Annotated in this window: 18 protein-coding genes; 10 read left to right on the forward strand and 8 right to left on the reverse strand. The window is 50.8% G+C overall.

From position 1 onward, the window contains the following. Positions 1-297 precede the first annotated feature (297 nt). Together CVV30_02665 and CVV30_02670 are read left to right on the forward strand one after the other, a co-directional pair. The gene (locus CVV30_02665) at positions 298-630 is read left to right on the forward strand and encodes a nitrogen fixation protein NifD (GenBank protein ID PKL70280.1); all 333 of its coding nucleotides are present in this window, start codon (positions 298-300) and stop codon (positions 628-630) included. 20 nt (positions 631-650) lie between these two features. After that, complete coding sequence (locus CVV30_02670; protein PKL70281.1) at positions 651-1,085, forward strand: hypothetical protein; 435 nt, start codon at positions 651-653, stop codon at positions 1,083-1,085. A gap of 639 nt (positions 1,086-1,724) precedes the next feature. Here CVV30_02670 and CVV30_02675 read toward each other — a convergent pair. Continuing rightward, the gene (locus CVV30_02675) at positions 1,725-2,873 is read right to left on the reverse strand and encodes a hypothetical protein (protein PKL70282.1); all 1,149 of its coding nucleotides are present in this window, start codon (positions 2,871-2,873) and stop codon (positions 1,725-1,727) included. Positions 2,874-3,005: 132 nt separating this feature from the next. Between CVV30_02675 and CVV30_02680 the strand changes: the two genes are divergently transcribed. Next, a complete protein-coding gene (locus tag CVV30_02680) occupies positions 3,006-3,407 on the forward strand; it encodes a hypothetical protein (protein PKL70283.1) in 402 nt (133 codons plus the stop codon). A 137-nt stretch (positions 3,408-3,544) separates the two neighbouring features. On the opposite strand, the gene CVV30_02685 is transcribed toward CVV30_02680, so the two are convergent. From CVV30_02685 to CVV30_02695, 3 genes are all read right to left on the reverse strand, one after another. Next, positions 3,545-3,874: a transcriptional regulator gene (locus CVV30_02685; protein PKL70284.1), complete on the reverse strand. Its 330-nt coding sequence runs from the start codon at positions 3,872-3,874 to the stop codon at positions 3,545-3,547. 11 nt (positions 3,875-3,885) lie between these two features. After that, positions 3,886-5,094, reverse strand: a complete 1,209-nt coding sequence (locus tag CVV30_02690; protein PKL70285.1) for an ammonium transporter — start codon at positions 5,092-5,094, stop codon at positions 3,886-3,888. A gap of 259 nt (positions 5,095-5,353) precedes the next feature. Further along, positions 5,354-6,679: a type I glutamate--ammonia ligase gene (locus tag CVV30_02695; protein ID PKL70286.1), complete on the reverse strand. Its 1,326-nt coding sequence runs from the start codon at positions 6,677-6,679 to the stop codon at positions 5,354-5,356. Positions 6,680-6,798: 119 nt separating this feature from the next. On the opposite strand from CVV30_02695, the gene CVV30_02700 reads away from it, so the two are divergent. The 4 genes from CVV30_02700 to CVV30_02715 are packed head-to-tail and all read left to right on the forward strand — an operon-like array spanning position 6,799 to position 11,132. Then, positions 6,799-7,851, forward strand: coding sequence for a hypothetical protein (locus CVV30_02700; protein PKL70287.1), 1,053 nt, complete (start codon positions 6,799-6,801; stop codon positions 7,849-7,851). Continuing rightward, entirely contained in the window at positions 7,848-9,359 is a 1,512-nt protein-coding gene (locus CVV30_02705) for an FMN-binding glutamate synthase family protein (protein PKL70288.1), read from the forward strand. Before CVV30_02700 ends, CVV30_02705 begins: the two co-directional genes overlap by 4 nt. 1 nt (position 9,360) lies before the next feature. Further along, a complete protein-coding gene (locus tag CVV30_02710; protein PKL70289.1) occupies positions 9,361-10,104 on the forward strand; it encodes a hypothetical protein in 744 nt (247 codons plus the stop codon). A gap of 5 nt (positions 10,105-10,109) precedes the next feature. Continuing rightward, positions 10,110-11,132 (forward strand): hypothetical protein, encoded by a 1,023-nt coding sequence (locus CVV30_02715; GenBank protein ID PKL70944.1) that lies wholly within the window; start codon positions 10,110-10,112, stop codon positions 11,130-11,132. A gap of 650 nt (positions 11,133-11,782) precedes the next feature. Here the strand turns inward: CVV30_02715 and CVV30_02720 are convergent. After that, positions 11,783-13,147 (reverse strand): CCA tRNA nucleotidyltransferase, encoded by a 1,365-nt coding sequence (locus tag CVV30_02720; protein PKL70290.1) that lies wholly within the window; start codon positions 13,145-13,147, stop codon positions 11,783-11,785. After that, positions 13,141-13,680 (reverse strand): RNA 2',3'-cyclic phosphodiesterase, encoded by a 540-nt coding sequence (locus CVV30_02725; protein ID PKL70291.1) that lies wholly within the window; start codon positions 13,678-13,680, stop codon positions 13,141-13,143. Before CVV30_02725 ends, CVV30_02720 begins: the two co-directional genes overlap by 7 nt. A 159-nt stretch (positions 13,681-13,839) precedes the next feature. Here CVV30_02725 and CVV30_02730 point away from each other — a divergent pair, with 159 nt between their 5' ends. From CVV30_02730 to CVV30_02740, 3 genes are all read left to right on the forward strand, one after another. Then, positions 13,840-14,109 (forward strand): NrdH-redoxin, encoded by a 270-nt coding sequence (locus CVV30_02730; protein ID PKL70292.1) that lies wholly within the window; start codon positions 13,840-13,842, stop codon positions 14,107-14,109. Further along, positions 14,109-16,292 (forward strand): anaerobic ribonucleoside-triphosphate reductase, encoded by a 2,184-nt coding sequence (nrdD, locus tag CVV30_02735; GenBank protein ID PKL70945.1) that lies wholly within the window; start codon positions 14,109-14,111, stop codon positions 16,290-16,292. The genes CVV30_02730 and nrdD overlap by 1 nt, the downstream gene beginning before the upstream one ends. Positions 16,293-16,383: 91 nt before the next feature. Then, positions 16,384-17,328, forward strand: coding sequence for a hypothetical protein (locus tag CVV30_02740; protein PKL70293.1), 945 nt, complete (start codon positions 16,384-16,386; stop codon positions 17,326-17,328). A gap of 61 nt (positions 17,329-17,389) precedes the next feature. Here the strand turns inward: CVV30_02740 and CVV30_02745 are convergent, their stop codons facing one another. Then, positions 17,390-17,818 (reverse strand): hypothetical protein, encoded by a 429-nt coding sequence (locus CVV30_02745; GenBank protein ID PKL70294.1) that lies wholly within the window; start codon positions 17,816-17,818, stop codon positions 17,390-17,392. Further along, a complete protein-coding gene (locus CVV30_02750; GenBank protein PKL70295.1) occupies positions 17,808-18,434 on the reverse strand; it encodes an ArsR family transcriptional regulator in 627 nt (208 codons plus the stop codon). Before CVV30_02750 ends, CVV30_02745 begins: the two co-directional genes overlap by 11 nt. Positions 18,435-18,494: the final 60 nt, after the last annotated feature.

Here is an 18,494-nt window from a genome sequence, read left to right on the forward strand (position 1 = left end):
TCCCCCTCTTTCAGGTTTTTCATGTTGCAGTTTCAGCACGGGTCGATGATCAGAGATTGCTGGATGCAGGATCCAAAAATGGATACCGGAGGGATAATGATGGAAGTGTAATCAAAAAAACTATGACCGGTATGATAATGGGGATCACCACACCCCTCATTGTTCAGAGAACCGGTTGATTTCATACTTCAGAAATGTCCAACCAGAGATGAATACCACAATCAATACTATGTTTTTTTAAGGGAATTATATGGATCTTATAAAAAAACCAAAAGGATTCTTTAGGGGTTAGACTCAATGAAAATGATCTGGGCGCTTATCAGATCCGAATCTGTACAACTGGTAATTGATGCACTCGAAAAAACAGGAATCCATGCAATGACTAGAATAAATGTCGCTGGCCCTATCAGGGAACTGGGGCTTCCGGCAGGATCGATTTCGTCTGCGGAAATGTCGAAAGAGATGCTCATGTTCGTACTTGCAGATTGCGATGTCGCCAAGGCTGTTGTGGCAATAAGAACTGCGGCCAAGAACTGCTTAAAGAATTATCCGGATACCGGAAAGACCGGTAATGGAAAGATCTTTATCACTTATGTTGAAGATTTTTATACCCTCAGGACTGGCCAATAGGTGGCTGGGACAAAATTCATATGAAAATGATTGTTGCCATCATCCGGAATGAGTATCAGGAACCATTAAAAACTGATCTGGAAACACTTGGGATAATGGATGTTACGATCATTCCTGTATTGGATAAAGAATTGCAGAATGATGTGATTTGCGATGCGTATCCTGAGTTTACCCGGCAACAGAAATCCGGTATCCAAAAGTACCAGCAGCGTGGATTTCTCCCTGATAAAGAAAGTCCGGTATATCATGAACCTGAAATTACTTCCGAACAGGAATTCATTCAAAAAAGCATGTTTATGATGATAATAATCGATGAAAACGTTCATCCCATTGTTCAGACATTCGTTCATATCCATCAAAGCGGGCGATATGGTGACGGGAAATTATTTGTCTGCCCTATGGCCACTGCAATAGAGATCGGGAACGGGGATTGTGGTAACAGTGCGCTGTCATAAAAAAAAGTTTTCAACTCTTCTTCGTCTTTGAAATATCATCTGGAGTCTGGAAAAGACTATTCTGAATCATATTTTTTTTAATACAAGGATGAACCGCCATAAAGATTATGGAATATTTTACCTTCCCCCTCTTTTTCAGATAATATAACGCCATGAGTATCTCCCGGATCCAAATTCAGTATTAAAAAGGATGATGAGCTCGCCTTAGGGATGCGTGTGAATCGATCATCTTCTCGTGTATTCTTTTTTAAAATTACTCTGAAAATCCGAGGATCACACCTTGAGTGAAATTAAGCCATTTGCGGGCTCTGTTTTCAAAAACCCAATCCGGAAAACCCCGCAAAAAAGCCCGTTTCTGATCATTGGAAGAATAACTCCCATATTCGCTCCGATTGCCGAAATACGAGCGGAAACCCCCTCCCCTAACGGCTGCCAAAGGGTATTTAATCGAGGCTGTTTTTGCCACTTAGTTTATCCCATCCGGGTCAGGGAAACCCGGCCGGAATGAGAATATGGGGCACTTTTTTCAGGAAAGGGATAAAAAAATGGGTTTTTAAGCAGGTGAATAAAGCGCAGCCCGTAGCAGTGCCAGGTATGCTGCTGGTCTCCTAAACCAATTATTACGGGATTCTATGGTTTTTATTTCCTTACCTGTTCTTTTATGGAAAATGTATCCAGTACTTCAAGAGTAATTCTCGTGCCGAGAGATGGCTGGATCGCCTCTAACCAGAGGAAAAATCCTACCTTGGGCGGAGTTGGGCGTTCAAATTTGAAGTGGCCGTCTTTTACCTGCACCATCTTGTGGTACTCTTTCTTCTGCTTGGACCGGAGGTAGATGATCAGCTCAAATCCGGGAAGATCCGTGGCGATGATTGCTTTCGAATAATATTTCGAAAACTCTTCGAACTCGATTTTTTTACCCTTCACAGAAAGCCCATAGGAATCACAGAGTGCTTTTATTGCCGGGGGAAACAATCCTCCATAGAGTATTTTTTTAACAATCTGTCCGGTCTGGCTGTTTCTCTCAAAATTTTTCTTCTCGCCCGTTTTTGCAATCTCGGTGAAAAACTGCGTGCGCACTTCATCATGATAACGTTTGTAATCAAACGGGTTTTTAGTTGGAATGTCTGTTGCCCGAATCAGTTTGGGGTGGTTTTCGGGATTATTATAGAGAATGCGGGGGCGGTAATGTTTTACCAAAGATTTGATCTCCTCGCAGGAGCTGGTGTTAATGATCGCATTTGTCTTATCCTTGGCCAGCCGTTTGACAACAGAATAGTTGGAAAGGTCAAATGATGAGACCAGAAGGAATGGTGTCACTTTCTGGTTGTAGAGGTAACCCAGGAGTTTTTTCTTGAATTCGATCTCTGCTTCAAACTCTTTTAAATCTGCTGGGGAGGTGACAACTTCGGCAAAGGCAATGTGATTGTCCGAGTCGACAAGAAGCATATCAAACTCAGCAAGATCCTGGCCATTCCCCCGGACCGTAATATCTCCATATTTGGAATAAAAAATCCCATTCTGTCCGAGCCGGACCTCTTCGCGCTGCCGGGGGGCATCAGCGCCTTTCATGGCGAGATATTTTATCCGGTCGGAAGTATTCGAGATCTCTAAAAACATTTCGTACACGATGGCTTCGAACCAGCGTCCTTCTGCGGTACGCATCGGTTCGATATCAGGAGAGAAGAGTTTTTTCCGTTCGATCTTGTTCATGTGCCGCGTGGCATTGAGGGCGATTTTGGCGTTCGGTTTGAAATTTTTAAAATTTAAATTCAGCCACGGGATCATAATTGCAGTAGTAAATTTCTTTCATAGTAGTAATTACATTCTGCTATGGATGCGAAGTATGGTTTAATTTTTTCATGGTAAATTATTTATATATTGGAAAGATATTTCCATCGTACCTCAGATCTGTACAAAATGCAGGTCGGTGGTAGTACAAAGAAGAAAGGGGGGATAAAAATGCCAAGCGCTAAAAAAATAAACGGTGTGGATCCTGTGCCGCGGTACATCATGCCGGATGCATCGGAACCTGATTATGCGGCAATTCTTGAACAGTTACAGGAATACCAGTATTCGCTCATTGGTTCTTCGTATTTTTATATCCGTGCCGGAGAGGACTATTGTTCCCTGTGCCGGATAGTGCCGGGTGGCGGCAAGATATACTTCCATGAAGTTGTCGATCATGAAAAACTGGGTATATCAGAAGACGATCTTGAGGAAGCAATACAGCAGGATACCGGAAAATTAATGATTCCGTCTCATTACCCGATTACTCCACACATAGAAATGAAATTACACGCCCTACTGGATTTCCAATAACTTTTTTTTTATTTCCGCCGTATCATCCTGCTGCATGGGAATGTCGCTACGATAGAAATTTTGTGCTATGGCCGGTAATAACCAAAAAAAGAGGGGATTAATTCCCCCGGGAAAGTGATAGCTGACCCGATTTTATTTTATGCTTCAATCTCTCCGGTTCGTATCCTTAAGGATTTTTCAACCGGCATAATAAAGATCTTCCCATCCCCGATTTTTCCCGTGCGGGCTGATTCGGTAATGGTCAGGACCAGGTTATCAACCTCAGAATCCCTGACAACGATTTCGAGCTGGATTTTTGGCAGGAGATCCACTGTCATCAGCCCTCCCCGGTACTCCAGGGCAATTCCCTTCTGTTCGCCGCGACCTTTGACTTCTGTGATGGTCATGCCGTTGAAGCCTTTGTCTTCAAGAGCTTTTTTGACAAACTCGAATCGTTCCGGTTTAATAATTGCTTTTACCATTTTCATGTTAATCACCGTTATATTGTCCGCTCCCCATGCTGGGAGATATCGAGACCTACGTACTCTTCCTCTTCACTGACGCGAAGGCCCATGGTTTTGTCGATAACAACTGCGAGAATGTACGTTATGACAAAGGCGTATATTACTGCAGCGCCTGCCCCGACAACCTGTGCAATAAACTGCTGGACATTGCCTTCGATAAGTCCTGATTTCCCGTTGATAGCTGCCACGGCAAAGATACCCGTAGCGAGTGCTCCCCAAAGGCCGCCCATACCGTGGACCGCCCATGCGTCGAGGCTCTCGTCAACTCCTTTGGACTGCCTCCAGAGCATGATGCTGTAACAGAGCGCTCCTCCAACTGCACCGATGATTATCGCCGCCATTGGTGTTACGAACCCGGCTGCGGGAGTTATCGCAACTAGACCTGCCACTGCGCCCGAGACAAATCCAAGCGAACTCGGTTTGCCGCCATGTGCCCAGGACACGAGCATCCATGCGAGTGCACCTGCTGCAGCTGCGGTATTGGTAGTGACAAATGCTAACGATGCCAACCCGTTCGCATCAATTGCGCTGCCCGAGTTAAACCCGAACCAGCCGAACCAGAGGAGGGCCGCACCGAGAATGGACCAGGGAATGTTTGCCGGCTCCATTGCGTACTTGCCGTACCCAACACGTTTACCGATGACCAGCGCGAGTGCAAGTGCTGCAAAACCAGAACTGATGTGGACAACCGTCCCCCCGGCAAAGTCGATTGCACCGAACTGTGCAGTCCAGCCACCACCCCAGACCCAGTGAGCAAGCGGGTCATACACAATAGTTGTCCAGAGCGCCGCAAAGACCAGGAATGAGCTGAACTTGATCCGCTCTGCAAACCCTGAGGTTACGATTGCCATAGTCACCGTAGCAAAGACCAGCTGGAAGACCATGAAAAGCAGTCCCGGTATAACCGGGCTGTAGGGTCCCGCTTCCATGCCTACGTTATTCAACCCGAGGTACTCCAAGTTGCCAATGAACCCGCCGACATCCGAACCGAATGCGAGGGAATACCCGATCAACACCCATTGGATGCTGACGAGTGCAAAGGCAACGAACGACAGGGTGATCATGTTGATGAAATTTTTCTTCCGTACAAGGCCCCCGTAGAACAATCCTACGCCCGGCGTCATGATCATGACAAGCGCCGTTGAGGCAAGAATCCATGCTGTTGCTCCTGTTTCAATAGCCATTCATTTCACCTGTAAAAATTAATTTTTCATATTTATTGGAGAATATAAAGGTATTTCCTTTACTCCAGAATTTCGATCCTGCAAGAGGGCCGGTAAAGACTTCCACCAGATGTTAATCCGGATAGAAAGTCCGGGAAATTGATTTGTGTCATAGTGGGAGTTTGTCATTCTGATCAATACAACGATTTGTTTTTGGATTTACTAGAAGGAAGTTGCATTCCTACGTATTTAAAATAATTGTTTGTGATCCAAAAAAAAATTAGTAGGTAGCCAGGTACCTGTCCAGTTCCCACGGGTGAACTGCAAGGCGGAAGGAATCGGTCTCCATCTCTGCGATGCGGGTAAGGTTCTCTACAACATGGTCGCCAAGAGTCTTGCAGATGATATCATCCTTGAGGAGCGCTGCATTTGCCTCAGAAAGGCTTGCGGGCAGCATTTCGATATGAAGTTTCTTTCGTGCTTTTGCATCCATGTGGTAGATGTTGGTATTGGTGCTTTCCGGTGGCATGATCTTGTTCTTGATACCATCAAGTCCTGCTGCGAGCATGGAGGCAAAGGTGAGGTATGGGTTGCACATCGGATCCGGACTGCGGAACTCTGCACGGGTACTATTACCGCGGGCTGCGGGAACGCGGACAAGGGCTGAACGGTTGGCTGCACTCCATGAGATGTAGCAGGGAGCTTCATAACCGGGGACGAGGCGCTTGTACGAATTGATGGTCGGGTTTGCTACCCGGGTGATTGCCCGTGCATGCTTCAGGATACCGCCGATGTAATACATCGCGGTGTCGGAGAGCTGAAGTTCTGCATTTGCATCATAGAATGCATTCTTCCCATTCTTGGCAAGGGAACCGTGGGTGTGCATACCGCTCCCGTTAATGCCGGCAATCGGTTTTGCCATGAAGGATGCGTGGAGCCCATACTGGAGGGCAATTGACTTGGTGGCAAATTTGAACGTGATCACACGGTCAGCAGTGGTAAGGACATCGCCATATTTGAAATCAATTTCGTGCTGGCTGTCGGCGACTTCGTGGTGGGAGGCTTCAATCTCAAATCCCATGTCGGTCAGTGCCATAACAACATCGCGTCGGACATCTTCTGCAGAATCTGTAGGTGCAAGATCAAAATACGCGCCGTGATCTTCAAACTCTGTAGTGGGTACGCCATCGTACATCTTGAACAGGAAAAACTCGAGTTCAGGTCCGGTGTTGAAGGTATATCCCATCTTAGCTGCTTCAGTCATTGTTTTGCGCAGGACAAACCGGGGGTCTCCTTCAAAGGACTTGTTCCCATAGGTCTGGACATCACAAATGAAACGTGCGACTCTTCCTTCCTGGGGTCTCCAGGGGAGAACCGCGTAGGATTCCGGGTCCGGTTTTAAGATCATATCGGATTCTTCGATCCGTGCAAAACCTTCAACAGATGATCCATCAAACCAGATTCCTTCTGTAAGGGCTTTCTCCGCCTGGATTGTAGGGATAGCAACATTTTTGGGCATCCCCTGGATATCCGTGAACTGGAGCCGGATGAATTTGACTTTATCCGCTTCAATTTTCTTGAGCATCTTCGTTACGTCTGCTGACATAATGGAAGAAAGATTCCACCCAATCGCATATATATTTTGTTAACTAACGTAATTGAGCAAAAACTCAACGAACTTTTAAGAAAGGCTTAGTATAATGAATCATTGTTCTTTGTGATAATATGTGTGGTATAATTGGTGTAATTGACAGGAACCGCCAGCTCATGGATGGCGGGAAGATCAGGGATTCGCTCGCTATGATGGATGAGCGCGGTAGCGGAGAAGGAGCCGGTTATGTCGCCTATGGGATATACCCGGATTACAAGGACTACTATGCCCTGCATGTATTCTTCGACAATATCCGTGAGAACAAGGGAGCCCTTGATACCCTGCTCGAGAAATGGGGTACCATCGTCCATGATGAGCAGATCAAGACCTACGAGCAACCCAATATCCGGAAAGTCCACACCCCCTGGAGATATTTCTTCCGCCCTGACCGCAGCCTGATGCCGAAAAGTACCACACCCGATGAAGACATCATCACCCACCTGGTCATGAAGGTTAATGCAGAAAAGAACGGTGCGCTGATCTTCTCCTCGGGAAAGAATTTGGGTGTCTTCAAAGCCGCCGGCTGGCCGGAAGATGTGGCAAATTTTTACCGGATCGAGGATTACAAGGGATATCTCTGGCTAGCCCACAACCGGTACCCGACCAATACCTCCGGGTGGTGGGGTGGGGCACACCCCTTTAATCTCCTGAACTGGAGCGTTGTGCACAACGGTGAGATCACCTCCTATGGTACGAACCGGCGCTATATCGAGAGTTTTGGCTACAAATGCACCATGTATACCGATACCGAAGTAGTAGCCTATCTAGTTGACCTGCTGGTACGGAAACACGGCCTCTCTGAGAAACTGGCCGTGCGGGCACTTGCCCCGCCATTCTGGGAAGACATTGACCGGATGCCACCCAAAGAGCAGGAACTCAACCGGGCTATACGTCTCACTTATGGACCTGCGCTCATGAATGGTCCGTTTGCGATCTGTGTTGCCAACGAGAATACACTCGTGGGATTTACGGACCGTATCAAGCTCCGCCCGCTCGTCAGCGGTGAATCCGGTGATCGACTCTACATTTCCAGCGAAGAATCTGCCATACGAAGGATCGATCCGGATGTAGAAAATATTACCATGCCAAAAGCCGGTGAACCGGTGATCGGGAGGGTGTATTCATGAGCATCGGCAGCATTCCTCAAAAATTCAAAGTATCAATTGATCCGGATCGCTGCATGTCCTGCGGACGCTGTGTCGAGAACTGTTCGTATGGCGTGTTCCGGCAGGAAGGAGATGAGATCCGGATCAACTCCCGGAACTGTGTTGCCTGCCACCGCTGTATCGCCTTCTGCCCGCGCGATGCGATCGATATCGAGGAAAAACCCAATGATTACCGGAGCCACCCGCTCTGGACCCGGGAAGTCAGGGAAGCGATCTTCAACCAGGCAAAAACCGGTAAAATTATCCTTGCCGGGATGGGAAATGCCAAGCCCTACCCGGTCATCTTTGACCGGTTGGTGCTGGATGCCTGTCAGGTAACCAACCCGAGCATCGATCCCCTCCGTGAGCCCATGGAGCTGCGCACGTATATCGGCAAGAAACCTTCATCGCTTAAATTAAAGCAACACCCTGATGGCGATGTCGAACTCATAACCAAACTCGTCCCCAATCTCCAGATAGAGACGCCCATCATGATTGGGCACATGAGCTATGGTGCCATCAGCCTGAATGCCCAGACTGCTCTTGCAAAAGCCGTGACCAAAGTTGGTACCTTCATGGGAACCGGAGAAGGCGGTCTTCACGATTCCCTCTACCCGTACCAGAAGAATATGATTGTCCAGGTGGCATCAGGCCGGTTTGGTGTGGATATCAACTATCTTGAGCGCGGGGCAGCCATCGAGATCAAGATTGGCCAGGGAGCAAAACCGGGAATTGGCGGGCACCTGCCGGGCGAAAAAGTCTGCGCGGATGTGTCCTGCACCCGGATGATCCCGGAAGGAAGCGATGCAATCAGCCCCGCTCCGCATCACGATATCTACAGTATTGAAGATCTCAAACAACTGGTACGCGGCCTGAAAGAAGCCACCGAATGGAAAAAACCCGTCTTTGTCAAGATTGCCGCAGTCCATAATTCAGCTGCTATTGCTGCGGGGATCGCACGTTCCGCTGCAGATGCCGTTGTTATTGACGGGTTCCGAGGCGGAACCGGTGCAGCCCCCCGGGTATTCCGGGATAACGTGGGTATTCCGGTTGAAGCCGCGGTCGCCAGCGTTGACGCAAAACTCCGCCAGCAGGGTATCCGGCACAAAGTGTCCATCATTGCAAGCGGAGGTATCCGCGAGAGTGCAGATGTAGCAAAGATCATCTGTCTCGGTGCTGATGCAGTCTACATCGGCACATCAGCACTCGTTGCCATGGGTTGCCGGGTCTGTGGTACCTGTTACCGGGGTAACTGTGCCTGGGGGATTGCCACCCAGAAACCTGAGCTGACAAAGCGCCTGGATCCCGAGACAAATGCTGTGCAGGTTGCAAACCTGATCCATGGGTGGACCGATGAGCTTGCCGAGCTGATGGGTGCTGCAGGTATCAACAGCATCGAAAGCCTGCGGGGCAACCGGGACCGGCTCCGGGGCTACATGCTCGACGAAGGCCTGATGGAAGTCCTCGATGTTAAGTCCGTGGGGGCCTGAGATGACTATGGTTCGCATTAACGCACACCAGATCCATTACACGCCCCTGAACCAGCAGATTCGGGCTGCGATTGCCAATGGCGCCAAAGAGATCATTATCGACAATGTCTTAGGCCAGCGTTTTATCGGTGATGGTGTGAGGGGAGAGGATGTCACTATCACCGTCAACGGAGTCCCGGGCGGAGATCTGGGCATGTTCATGAGCGGTCCGACCGTCATCGTCAACGGCAACGCCGACCATGCACCCGGAAATACCATGGACAAGGGCAAAGTCATCATCCATGGAAGTGCCGGGGATGCAGTTGCCCACAGTATGCGGGGCGGCAGGGTCTATGTCCGCGACAATATCGGGTACCGTGGTGGCATCCACATGAAGCAGTACATGGAGAAGCGACCGATCCTTGTTGTCGGGGGCGCAGCACGGGCATTCCTCGGAGAATATATGGCCGGGGGGCTTCTCATTGTCCTGGGCCTCAATGGTGTAACGCCGATATCAGAACGGGGTGTCGGAAGCGGCATTCATGGCGGCGAGATCCTGGTGCGGGGTCCGGTGGATGAACAGTATCTCGGCGTCGGTGCGAAACAGACCCCGGCAACCGATGAACAGAAAGCCATGATCAAACCGATTATCGAGGATTTTGCGAAGATGTTTAACCTCGACCCGGCTCCGCTGCTGGCTGCTGACTACACACGAATTGCTCCGGCAAGTGCACGGCCGTTTGCAAACAAGTACACATGGGAGTGATGAAGATGGCACTCAAGAGTTATCTCGATTTGAAAAGCGAGGTCTGGGACAAGGGTATCTGCTCGGGATGTGGTGCCTGCGTGGCGGTCTGTCCGGCCGATGCCATCTCCTTTGATGAAGGGGAGATGGTGCTTACACCAAAGAGCAACGGGTACTGCAAGCAGGCAACTGATGGCGTGAGCTGCGGGGCATGTTACGCGGTATGCCCCCGGGTTGGCGACCAACCGGCCGAGACACTCGGGAAGTATCTCGAACTGGCCTGTGCGAAAGCGGCCTTTGACGTCCCGCATAAACAGAGCGGGGGGGCAGTCACAGCAATCCTTGCCAATGCACTGGACCAGGGCCTCATCGACGCAATCGTTACGGTCACTGAAGATCGCTGGACTCTCAAACCGTCATCAGTCATCATCACGAAATCCGATGTGCTGGTACAGCAGGCCGGCAGCCGCTACAGCTGGTGGGTGCCGCTTCTTGCTGCGCTCAAGCACGCGGTGGTGGAACGCAAGTTCAAGCGAATCGCTGTCATAGGAGTTCCCTGTGCAGTCCAGGCGGTTGCACGCATGCGGGAGAGCGATAACGATCTGCTCATGCCGTACGGGAAGGCGATCCGGCTGGTCATCGGTTTGTTCTGCACCGAGACGTTCGATTACGCGACCCTCATCCAGGGAAAAATCCTTACCGAATACAAAGTAGAGGCACACGAGATTAGCAAACTGGATGTAAAAGGAAAACTCGAAATTCTCAAACATGATGGCACCACGGTTATCGTGCCGCTTGCTGAACTGGAATCCTGCATCCGCAAAGGGTGTCACTCCTGCACGGATCTCACCGCGGTGTTATCCGATATCTCTGCCGGGGCCATCGGGAGCCCTGCCGGCAACACAACACTGATCATCCGGACCCCCACGGGCAAAGGATTTGTTGACAGTGCCGTGCAGAACCACAAACTTACCCTGACTCCGGGTGTCGATACTGCTCCCATCGAGAAGCTGGCATCGGCAAAAATTAAGAAAAATGCAAAAAAGTGAGTCCTTGTTCCGGTGACTGATTATCGAAGTGGGGAAAAGAACCCCTGCGATACCCATTTTCCTGAATCTATCATATTCCCTTTTTTTTAACGTGATGCACACCGTTCGTCTACTATCTTATCATCCAGGAACCGACACGTCGGAAAAAAAGATCCTCATATTCTCATTCCGGCAGGGTTTACAGCGCCCGGATGGAGTAAACCAAGTGGCTTTTTTTGACTCGGTTTAAGGGCCTTTGGCGGGCTTTGAGTGAGATTGTTTCCACCTTTATTTTGGCAAACGGAGCGATATTCGGGAATATTTTCCTTACAATTAGAAAAGAAGGAATTATCGGGGTTTTCCGGTATTGACCAGAATCTAAAAACGGGAAAAAGAGCCCGCAAATGGCGTATTTTTTTCATTATTTATCATGGGGGTTGGAATCCCCATACCTCCAATAGCGATGAACCCCACCCCCCCCGGAGGGGCGCCACCGCGGCGGTTTTGATACTTTTTAATGCGATCTCATAATCATCGCAGTGCTGCGTGCAGTTCCGCAAAATTATGAAACCAAAAGAACCTGAAAGGGGGTCAAGGGGGGCTCCCCTTGGGTTGCCTCCCTCTCTGGGGGAGAGAGGGGGTCACACTCGCAATTTTTAAAGAGCTGTCTTTCACTCCCGTTTGACCCGCACCAGTGGAGAACACCGGTCAAAAAATCCCGCTATAAACGGTGCGAATTCCTCGTGCCAGCACTCCGTCCCACAATGGAGTTTCCACCCGCTTGCAAGCACCTGCCGGACATGTTTTCCCAATCTTACCTCCAGCAGACTTTCGGAAGTGAGCAGGTCTTCTACCCGGGTAAATTCCCGGGGCACTTCCATCTCGTACTTCCCTTCATTGATATAGGGTCCCGGTAAGGAAGAGACGACATGCTTTTCCCGGAATTTTTCCGCATTCACCCGGTTCCAGAGCGGAGGTCCCTGGTGTATGCGGACGCTGGGGAGTTCTGTTACTAATAATTCCATCAGGAACATGCACCGCTCCTCTTCCATGGTATAGTGAACGTGGTGCACCGCAAACCCGTTTCGTTCGAGATGTTCAGCAATGGCAATCATGCTCCGTTTGAGCTGCGGCACAATGACTTCTTCAATATAGGGAGGTGTTGCAAACGTGATCGCATAGAGGCCCGTGCCCCGCTTTGCAAGAAGGTTGCCAAGCTCTTCTCTGGTGATTGTCTGCGGCGCAGGCAATAAAAAATATTTTTCTGAGGGGGATTCGATATATCCCCGGGCCAGTTCCACAAATTCCACCATGCGGTCGAGCGACACTGCCGCTGCAACATTGCGCCGGGGATCTACCGGATCGATCACGATGAGCGGTTCGTCAAACTCTTTTGCTGCATGATGTTCCGGATCAATGACCATATGCGGGTGCCATTCGGCCGTAGCTTGCAGGAGCGGGGTAAACCCGCCATAGTAGAGGACCAGCAGTTCGCAGAGGTACCCGGAGAACCCTTCGGTCATCTGATCGGAGCCGTAGATGCCCCCGGCCTTGGTGAATCGCTTGAGCAGGAGCACATCATCGATCAGGCCATTGATCTTGTCGGTGATATAGCGCGTGTGAAACGGGGTGCGGTCAACTGCGCTCTGGATCTTTGTGGCACTGTCCACGTTGTAGCAGGGCACAAGATCTACATCCACATCGTCAATCACGGCATTGATATACGGGTGCTCGGCGTACTTCTCGTGATACTTAGTCGAGAACTCTGTGGCAATCTTTCGTGCAAGGGCAAGTCCCTCCTCTTCAAGCGCCTCGCGGGAGAGACCGGCATCAAAGAGCATGAACACATCAAGGTCACGGTCTCCCCGCACCCAGGTGTGGCGGGCAATCGATCCCACCACCATGCCCTGCGCCTTCCCGCTCTTGGCAATCGCCTCCAGCAGGCGTTTTGCGATGCCGCAGACATGCTCGCGCTCCGCGAGTGTCGGGCGGAGAGTAGCAAGCACTGCCTCTTCAAGGGGCAGCCGGGTTACCATGTGACCTCCAGCAGATCCTCGTACACCGGCCCCTGCGGTGTAAGGGTACTCTTTTTTAATTTCAGCCCGGTGATTGAACAGCTCCCGTATTCCCTGGTGTCCAGCTGGCTGATTGCTGCAAAGAGCGAGGGATCCGGCGATTTAACCCGGGCTACCGTTGCATGAGGGGTAAACCTGCGGGTTTCACGGACAAACCCTAAGGGATGAAGTGCTTCTTCAACGCGCTGGAACACCCGCTCCGACTCCCCGTCATCGTCAATCGTGCACCAGGCCGTGTGCGGGCGTGACGGGTTGTTGAGGGTTACTTTGCGAGCCGTAACCAAAAACGGGGCAACCCGGATTGTGCGGAGCGCATCCATAACCGCGGGGATCTTCTGCTCTGTGACCTCGCCTAAAAATTTGACCGTGATATGGATGAGTGCAGGTTCTACGAAGGTAAGACGCGCCCTGCACCCGTGCAGGACATCCTGTGCTTCTGTCAGCTGCTCCCGTATCTCCGTGAAAAGCTCAAGCGCAACAAAAACCCGTACCATTGAATGTATTATTATTGCATACCTCTACAAATGGTGATCGTTTTTTATGTTCCGCTTTTGTAGTGATGAATTTATGTTTGGAAAAATCTGCGTGCACAAACCATGATTTTTTTATTCACCTAATGCCTAATTGATAATTACAGAGTGAGGGTTATTTTTATGCCAGAAAATCCGCAGTTGATTGTATATACGCTAGAATTTTGCCCGAACTGCGACCTCCTGAAAGGGTTTTTAAAAACGGGGGGTCATGCTTTTGCCGAACGCGATCTATCAACAGCGGAATCCCTTACCGAGCTGCGGCTGAACGGAGTCTTTGTTTCAGAAGCTCCCGTCCTGCAAGTGAATGACGACTTCTTTACCTCCGCAGATCTCTTTCCCTCAGGTAAACTGGATGGCGCACATATAACAAAACTGATTGCGGGTGAATGATGCCCCATAAGGAGACCCGCCAGCAGACTATCTTTGGTGCGTATGCCCCAACCCTTCCCCCGGTGCGGACCAGCGATGGGCATATCGTCGAATGGGACCGTGACCGGATCATCCACCAGATTGTACAAGAGACCAAACTTGTCGAGACGTTTTACGGCTATCACGGTGCGGACGAGGCTACTGCGCAGGAGATTGCCCGGGACGTGGAGAACAAGATAAAAAGCATGGGACTCAAGTCCCTCTCCGGCCCCCTCATCCGCGAGATCGTGAATATTACCCTGCTTGAAAAGGGAATGATCCAATACCGGAATGTCTCAACCCGGGTCGGTACTCCTGTTTACGATGCTCACATGATTGACGTGGGTAAGGGATTTGAAGCGCACGACAATGCGAACCTGCAGGAGAATGCCGAGACCAGCCACAAGAAGAAGGCGGACAAGATCTCCAAGGAACAGTACCTGCTCCAGCTCCCGCCCAGTCTTGCCGACTACCACTTATCCGGCGAGATGCACATCCATGATCTCGAATATTTCGGCACGCGCCCGTTCTGCCAGGACTGGGACCTGCGCTACTTCTTCTATTACGGCCTGATGCCGGATGGCACCGGCACGAAAGCCTCGGTTGCGGGCCCGGCCAAGCGGGCGGAAGTTGCAATTCTTCACGCGGTCAAGGCGCTCGGCTCCGCCCAGACGAATTTTGCCGGTGGACAGGGCTATTATAATTTCTTAACCTTCCTCTCGCCTTTTGTCGAGGGCATGGCGTATGAAGAGATCAAACAGCTGATACAGATGTTTGTGTACGAGATGACGCAGATGATGGTGGCCCGGGGCGGGCAGCTCGTCTTCTCCTCCATCCAGCTCACTCCCGGTGTCCCTTCCCTCTGGCAGGACAAGCCCTGTGTCTTTAAAGGAAAGGTCTGGGACGGGAAATCCGCACCCAAGCGAACCTATGGCGAGTTCGAGCGCGAGGTTCGCCTGCTCTTCAAGGCAACCATGGAAGTGATGCTTGAGGGTGACTACTGGGGCAAGCCCTTCAACTTCCCCAAGCCCGAGATCAGCATTGAACCGGAGTTCATGGGTGAGCGCGAGGAGTTCAACAAAATGCACCCCGAGCTCCCCACGTACCAGGAACTCTACCTGCTGACCTTTGAGCTGGCCTCCAAGTTTGGCACGCCCTACTATGACAACCAGCTTCCCGCATACCGCGGTGCGGGCAAGGGCATCTCCTGTTACCAGTGCTGCGCTTACCAGTTCTCGGCAGTTGCGGAGGAAGATTCGGATTTCGACCGGAAACTCTTCTTTGAAGAAGGCAAGCATTTTTCGATGGGTTCGTGGCAGGTAGTCTCGGTCAACTGCCCGCGTGCGGCTTACAATGCGGAGGGAGACGATGCCCGTCTCTTTGCCGAGCTCAAGAAACTCATGGATGTGGCAGTCGAGATCTTCAAGATCAAGCGCCGCTGGATGGACAATATCCGCGGGAACGGGCGGATGCCCTTTGCCATGCAGCGCCCCAAGGATCCCAACACGGGTGATCGCGGTGCCGTTGCCGTTGATCTCGAAGGTCTCGTGTACACGATCGGTGTGGTCGGCGTCAACGAGATGGTCCAGCACCATATCGGAAAGCAACTGCACGAATCCAAGGACGCCTTCAAACTTGCTATCCGGGCAATGACCGAGCTGGAACTCTACGGGCGCGAACTCAGCAAGAAGAACAACATGACCATTGCACTTGCCCGCACACCGGCCGAGACGACCGGTCAGCGGTTTGCGGTAGCCGATCTTCTTGACCGCCGCTACCACGACTTTGCAGTAAAGGTGATCAAGGGCGACGTCGAGCTCGGCCTTGAACAACTGGGCAAATCCCGTGATCTCCCGATCTACTATACGAACGGTACGCACGTGGCCCCGGGGGCGAATGTTTCCCTGCCAAAGCGCATGGAGATCGAGCATGTCTTCTTCCCGATCGTAGATGGCGGCAACATCTTCCATATCTGGCTGGGAGAAGGGCGCCCCGATCCACGAGGTCTTATGGATATGGCCATGAAACTCTGCCGCACCACCCAGATCGGGTACTTTGCCTTTACCCGCGACATCACGGTCTCGCTCAAGCAGTTCCATGAGATGCGGCCGGAAAAGAAATCCATCAGCCAGTGGGAACCTTCCGATATTCCCGTGAAAGTATAATCGTCCAGTTGCCAGTGCCCATTGCCCTTGCGGGCAGCGTAACCGGATAAAATCCGCTTTTTTTATTAGTTGCCGGGGTGACTAATTCAGTATGGGACAAAAATTCTGTACTGCTTGCGGGGCTGTCCTCTCCCCGGGGGTAAAATTCTGTGAAAGTTGCGGTGCGGCGATTGAGCCGTTTCCCCCGGCGTTTCCCCCGGCGTTTCCCCCGGCCGGGAGCTCACCGGCACCCGCAGCGCCCGTATCTCCCGAACCGGCAGGAACAACGAAAGCAATCCCCCTTCCCAAGATCATTGTGGGAATCGTAATTGTCCTCGTTCTTCTGGCCGGAGTAGCGTATATTTTTGTGCTGCCAAAACTGTCCGGTGGATCTATTCCTCCCGTTCTCCCAGGAACAACGGGAACCCCGACCCCTCTCGCTACCCCCGTGGTAACTGAATCGACACCGGCTATGGTTGCGACAATTGAGGTACCCCCGACCCTGATTCCCGATCCATTTCCGGATGCATACAAGGTGAAGGAGTTGTTCAATTTTAACGAAGGCAAGTACGCCAGCAGGGCAACCTTATACCGGTACTGGATGAATGCGACCTACCAGTGGCACAATGATATGGATAATCGCTACTATACGGAGAAACCGAAACAGGGATTCAAGTACCTGTTTGTCTTTGTGAATATCGAAAATATTGGTAAGGATGGGTATCCCTACCCGAAGTCCAGCATGATCCGTGTGCACAATGACGGTGATGTCTACTATGTCGACTCCACCCATTACCTTCCGGATAAGGCAACGGACCGCAAGGCGATACCTGTCGAGATTAAGGAAGTCGAGACGCAGTCCGATTATTTCAACCTGGAGCGGGTTGAGGATTATGGGTACTCTCATGCAACTACCCAGGATTTTGTCTATCCCGGGCAGGGAAATGCGATCGATGGCTACCTGATTTACCAGGTACCCACGTCCCTGAAACCAGAGGACACCTACGTTGAGATCCAGTTTGACAGCAATGACCGGGCTGCCTGGAAACTCGGCTGATATTCATCAATTTCTTTTTGTTTCTGTTTTGCACAGAATCTGTGAATTATTAAAAAAAGTATCAGAGTTGGGAATATACCGGCTCTTTCTTGAGCGTGATATCCATCACGCCACGGTGGACCCGGTAGTAACTGTGGATCCGGTCTACCTTATGCTCAAGTATGATGGTAGTGGTGTGATCATCGGCAATAATTCGCACAACTTCCGGTTCGATGTCAGCGATAGGCGCGTTCTTGAGGGTAGCCGGCATCTCTGCGGTGATGAAGATCTGGTCTTCGCTCTCAGTCAGCTCGTAAGGGATCTCGCCATCGTCTTCAGGTATGCCTCCCCGGAAGATACCGGGATCGCCATTCATGGGCTGGCGGGAGATGATGGTATATCCCACGATACGGGCATGTTCATTATCCGGCATGTTCTTGACGATATCTTCAACAATCTTTGCCAGGTTGCTGAAAACATCATCGTAGGGATTGTTCGGATTATTCTGCATGAACGCCTCGAAGTGAGTACTGTTCTTTTACTCTCTTTACGATCCCCACCCGTTCAAATCTTCTGAGGTGGGTGACCAGTTCATTCTGGGGCACCTTGGTTGCTTCCTCAAGTTCAGGAAGGGTAAGTGAATCGTGCGAGAGTGCGATAATTACAGTAAAATCTCTCTCGCTCAAAAATATATCCTTATGGTTATGGGCAATATCAGAAATCTTGAGCTCTATGTCGTGGTTAACCTGCTCAAGCGAAGAGAGGATCTGGTCATGCGCCTTGATCATCCGCGCGAGCATGATGACTGAATTTTTCAGTTGTTCGTTCTGCTCTCCCTTAGTGCCCGTCATGGCGCTTGGAACCCGTGCCTGCCTCAGGCTCACATCGATCAGGATGTCGTTTTCCAGGTAGTAATATTTCCTGCGCCGGTCATCGGTCTCGCAGGACAGGATTGATTCGCGCTCCATCAACTGGAGGTGATCGATGACCGCTTTTGGGGAGAGCAGGAGCGTGTCAGATATCTCGGTGACAAAACAGGGTTTCTGCCGGAGCAGTTCGATGATGCGCCGCCGGTTCCGGTTCCCGAGTATATCTAACAGGCGGGCAACTTCCCGATCATCGTCCATGATTTACATAATGTTAGTGTTGGTCACAGATAAATCACTTGAGGAGCGTTCATAGGAATT

This window comes from Methanomicrobiales archaeon HGW-Methanomicrobiales-1, from assembly GCA_002839675.1.
Lineage (GTDB): Archaea > Halobacteriota > Methanomicrobia > Methanomicrobiales > Methanospirillaceae > Methanoregula.

What these genes read in the sequence shown, in the direction of transcription:
- CVV30_02665 (PKL70280.1), top strand. Translation starts at nt 298, where the DNA reads ATGAAAATGATCTGGGCGCTTATCAGATCCGAATCTGTACAACTGGTA.
- CVV30_02670 (PKL70281.1), top strand. Translation starts at nt 651, where the DNA reads ATGAAAATGATTGTTGCCATCATCCGGAATGAGTATCAGGAACCATTA.
- CVV30_02675 (PKL70282.1), bottom strand. Translation starts at nt 2,873, where the DNA reads ATGATCCCGTGGCTGAATTTAAATTTTAAAAATTTCAAACCGAACGCC.
- CVV30_02680 (PKL70283.1), top strand. Translation starts at nt 3,006, where the DNA reads ATGCAGGTCGGTGGTAGTACAAAGAAGAAAGGGGGGATAAAAATGCCA.
- CVV30_02685 (PKL70284.1), bottom strand. Translation starts at nt 3,874, where the DNA reads ATGAAAATGGTAAAAGCAATTATTAAACCGGAACGATTCGAGTTTGTC.
- CVV30_02690 (PKL70285.1), bottom strand. Translation starts at nt 5,094, where the DNA reads ATGGCTATTGAAACAGGAGCAACAGCATGGATTCTTGCCTCAACGGCG.
- CVV30_02695 (PKL70286.1), bottom strand. Translation starts at nt 6,679, where the DNA reads ATGTCAGCAGACGTAACGAAGATGCTCAAGAAAATTGAAGCGGATAAA.
- CVV30_02700 (PKL70287.1), top strand. Translation starts at nt 6,799, where the DNA reads ATGTGTGGTATAATTGGTGTAATTGACAGGAACCGCCAGCTCATGGAT.
- CVV30_02705 (PKL70288.1), top strand. Translation starts at nt 7,848, where the DNA reads ATGAGCATCGGCAGCATTCCTCAAAAATTCAAAGTATCAATTGATCCG.
- CVV30_02710 (PKL70289.1), top strand. Translation starts at nt 9,361, where the DNA reads ATGACTATGGTTCGCATTAACGCACACCAGATCCATTACACGCCCCTG.
- CVV30_02715 (PKL70944.1), top strand. Translation starts at nt 10,110, where the DNA reads ATGGCACTCAAGAGTTATCTCGATTTGAAAAGCGAGGTCTGGGACAAG.
- CVV30_02720 (PKL70290.1), bottom strand. Translation starts at nt 13,147, where the DNA reads ATGGTAACCCGGCTGCCCCTTGAAGAGGCAGTGCTTGCTACTCTCCGC.
- CVV30_02725 (PKL70291.1), bottom strand. Translation starts at nt 13,680, where the DNA reads ATGGTACGGGTTTTTGTTGCGCTTGAGCTTTTCACGGAGATACGGGAG.
- CVV30_02730 (PKL70292.1), top strand. Translation starts at nt 13,840, where the DNA reads ATGCCAGAAAATCCGCAGTTGATTGTATATACGCTAGAATTTTGCCCG.
- nrdD (PKL70945.1), top strand. Translation starts at nt 14,109, where the DNA reads ATGCCCCATAAGGAGACCCGCCAGCAGACTATCTTTGGTGCGTATGCC.
- CVV30_02740 (PKL70293.1), top strand. Translation starts at nt 16,384, where the DNA reads ATGGGACAAAAATTCTGTACTGCTTGCGGGGCTGTCCTCTCCCCGGGG.
- CVV30_02745 (PKL70294.1), bottom strand. Translation starts at nt 17,818, where the DNA reads ATGCAGAATAATCCGAACAATCCCTACGATGATGTTTTCAGCAACCTG.
- CVV30_02750 (PKL70295.1), bottom strand. Translation starts at nt 18,434, where the DNA reads ATGGACGATGATCGGGAAGTTGCCCGCCTGTTAGATATACTCGGGAAC.